This is a genomic window from Calothrix sp. CBUCES-K 9914 (assembly GCF_059640475.1).
Window position 1 is genome coordinate 1 of sequence record NZ_JBXXZH010000474.1, and the last position, 3,209, is coordinate 3,209.

General features: G+C 39.9%; 5 protein-coding genes. 3 read left to right on the plus strand and 2 right to left on the minus strand.

Annotation, left to right across the window (positions count from 1 at the left end):
• From AC2JBO_RS44095 to gmk, 3 genes are all read left to right on the plus strand, one after another.
• Positions 1-566 (plus strand): DUF4129 domain-containing protein (locus AC2JBO_RS44095; protein ID WP_496959938.1); only part of this gene is annotated, 566 nt, incomplete at its 5' end.
• A gap of 488 nt (positions 567-1,054) precedes the next feature.
• Positions 1,055-1,321, plus strand: coding sequence for an extracellular matrix/biofilm regulator RemA (gene remA, locus AC2JBO_RS44100; protein WP_019492432.1), 267 nt, complete (start codon positions 1,055-1,057; stop codon positions 1,319-1,321).
• Positions 1,322-1,527: 206 nt separating this feature from the next.
• Positions 1,528-2,142: a guanylate kinase gene (gene gmk, locus AC2JBO_RS44105; RefSeq protein ID WP_496959940.1), complete on the plus strand. Its 615-nt coding sequence runs from the start codon at positions 1,528-1,530 to the stop codon at positions 2,140-2,142.
• Between the two features lie 93 nt (positions 2,143-2,235).
• Here the strand turns inward: gmk and AC2JBO_RS44110 are convergent, their stop codons facing one another.
• Together AC2JBO_RS44110 and AC2JBO_RS44115 are read right to left on the minus strand one after the other, a co-directional pair.
• Positions 2,236-2,754, minus strand: a complete 519-nt coding sequence (locus AC2JBO_RS44110) for a photosystem I reaction center protein subunit XI (protein ID WP_496959939.1) — start codon at positions 2,752-2,754, stop codon at positions 2,236-2,238.
• A gap of 337 nt (positions 2,755-3,091) precedes the next feature.
• A partial coding sequence (locus AC2JBO_RS44115) for a Photosystem I reaction center subunit IX (protein WP_496959941.1) occupies positions 3,092-3,209 on the minus strand: 118 nt, incomplete at its 5' end.

Genomic DNA, 3,209 nt, shown 5'->3' on the forward strand with positions numbered 1-3,209 from the left:
GGTTTGCGTTCGACCCAATACCGCAGCATCCTTTAATTCCTCCATCAATTGAGGAAACTCAAACTTTTTCAGTATTACAACAGTTTTGGAAATGGGTGGCAGGATGGTTGCCTTCTCCTGTGACTGGTTTATTTAATACCTTATTTGGGGGTCTATTCTCGTTTTTGGCACGAACGTTTGCTTGGTTTTTTGGTTTGTTTACAAAAGGTTTCTTTGGGATAATACAAGCACTAATTATTGCAACAGGAACAGCTTTTGTTTTTTGGCACCTGAAAGAGCAGTGGAAAGCATTCCGTAACCGAAAAGCTCTGAGTAAACTACCGCCAATGGAAAGCTTGTATCAACAGATGTTACAGTGGGTTGACTCAACTGGTTTTAAAAAGCATCCTGCGCAAACTCCATTTGAGTACGCTCAAGTCTCAAAAATACAACAGCCAGCAGCGGCAGAGGTTATCGAAGAAATTTGCTCTTCTTATGTTAGTTGGCGTTACGGTGGGCGCCCGCCTAATTTAGAACTGTTGAGAGAAAAATTTAAAGAACTTAAGAAAACGATCAAGGTAAGTTAATAAGGAAATTCGCTTCTCTTAAACCGGGTTTCTATTTTTCTGTTACATCTGCTTTTGACTCTCTCTGTCCGGTGGGCAATGCCCACCTTACTATAAGGCAGCGTCGATTGAAACAATAGTTTTGTGGGTATATTTTAAATTTTTATTTTGTCTTTAGCTTTTTTTCATTAGAATTTACCTGTATCTTTAGGAAGATTTTTAATAAACATTCATCTATGCAGATTGACAAAGATTTAAAAAAAGCAATGCTTATTTAAAAACAACCGTTTCCGCAAAAAAATAGCGTTGTAACTCCTATTTTTTGAGGATAACATGAGAAATAGTATTTTATAGACACACGATTGCTTCATTATTACCGTATCGATATTTACGGATTTAGTGAAATAGTATTTACGAACTGCACCTAAATTTGATTCGGTATCCTGTACTGGATGAATGTAGAATATCGTGTTTTTCCTCACACCCTGGTAAGGTAAGTCAGTTTTTTTATGGACATTCAGCTAATCAACATCGGATTTGGCAATATTGTTTCTGCCAATCGGGTAGTAGCCATTGTCAGTCCAGAGTCAGCCCCGATTAAGCGTATTATTACTGACGCGCGTGATCGAGGTCAGCTGGTTGACGCTACTTATGGGCGCCGCACTAGGGCTGTAATCATTACAGATTCGAGTCATGTGATACTGTCGGCGATTCAGCCGGAAACGGTGGCAAATCGCTTTGTAATTTCACGAGAGCATCAAGTAGTAGATAACTAGCGTTCTTAATTGAAAATTTACTGGTGGGTTTAAATCCCCACCCCTAAAACCTATTTATCAGCAGTAATATGTGAATTAGAATAGTTAATCTGTAAACAAAGTTACAGTAATAAAGTTAGTCAATCGTGTTTAAGCATACCCATACTTAGCACATGACTAATGAATAATGTCTATTGATTTATTCTGATTTATCACAGGTTGAGCGGATGATGCAAGTTTTATCCATCCAGAATCGTGCAACTACCAAGCAGAAACTGTCTCAAGGCAAACTAATAGTCTTGACGGGTCCGAGTGGAGTTGGCAAGGGAACGCTAATGAGGACGCTGCTTGAGCGTCATCCAGAGCTATATTACTCTGTTTCCGCGACAACCAGGGCGCCTCGTCCAGGGGAAGTTGACGGCAAACACTACCATTTTATCGACCGTAATAAGTTTGAACAACTAGTTGCGACTGGTGAATTTTTAGAGTGGGCAGAGTTTGCTGGGAACTATTATGGTACGCCTAGACAAGCTGTACTCAACCAAATTAATTCTGGTAAGTGCGTAGTGCTAGAAATTGAACTCGAAGGCGCGCGTCAAATTCGCACTTCTTTCCCAAGTGCCAAGAGCATCTTTATTTTGCCACCTTCGCTTACCGAATTGGAAAATCGTATACGCGGTCGTGGACAAGACCCGGAAGATGCTATTGCTCGTCGTCTGCGTCGTGCCCATGAGGAAATTGAAGCCGCAGATGAGTTTGATATTAAAATCGTCAATGATGATTTTGAAACCGCTTTACATTCTATAGAAACGACTCTAGAAAATTTTGCTGCCCAAACGTGAGTAGTTAAGTAGTACACATGAACTAATAAAAAGGGCTAAGGAATTAAAACCTTAGCCCCTAAATATTTTGGTGAGTACGTTTAAAAAATCAAATTATCCAGCGATGCTTTGAAGAACTCCCAAGTTGCTGGTAAGGAAGTAGGCAACAACGGCGCCACCGATACCACCAATGAGAAACGCGCTTCCAAAGTTATTCCAGCCTTCTTTTGAGGTGAAGGCATCAGGTGGGTTTGGAACTGTGACGCTTCCAAGTGCTGGTTTGGGGTTGGTGTTCGCGTACAGCGATAAAGTCCCAGTTAGGATAACCACTAAACCAATACTTGCTAGTAAGCCAGCGAGGTTAGCGTTTGGGGTATTACGCAGTGGGCCTAGTTTAGCGAATGGACCAAAAATAAAGTATCCATGTGCCATACCTACCTCAAGTCCACGACGGAAAGGTGTAAGACCTGGGCGGTAAGCGGGTAAGTTATTAATGAACCACTTACTTAAGGGAGAGGCATTAACTGGTGTTTCCAGATTGCCTTGTAATGGGTCACGTTCTGCGGGGAAAACAACCTCTCGGTTCCTAGGGTCGCTAGGAGAGTTTTTTGATGCGTCTACTGCTTGCGCCATATTATTATCTTTGCCTCATCTAAGTGATTTGAAATTTTGGCAGGATTTTACTTCATCATAAATGTAGCCGAGTACCAACAAGTAACTTCTGTTTAAAAAACTTAATAACCCTTATGAATCAAAACATTAATTTTTATTAAATTAATCTTAAAATCATCAAGAAAACTCAAAATATCACACTTTCAGCAAAGTGTGATCAAGGCAATAATTGACTACAAACCGATTATCCAAACAAAAGGATAAAATCAACAGCTAAGAGTTAGAAATAAGTATCTAACTCCTAGCTGTCATAACTTTCAAAGAGTTATGTCTACTTTTTATACCTTGTAACTAAGAGTTAGTTTGGCAGTGGGTGGAAAAGTAGGTCTGGGAAAAAGCGATTAAATTCAATCAACAGTCCTGCTGTAAAAATCAATAAAGCAAACAGCGTAACTGGAGCAAGAGATAAATATCTA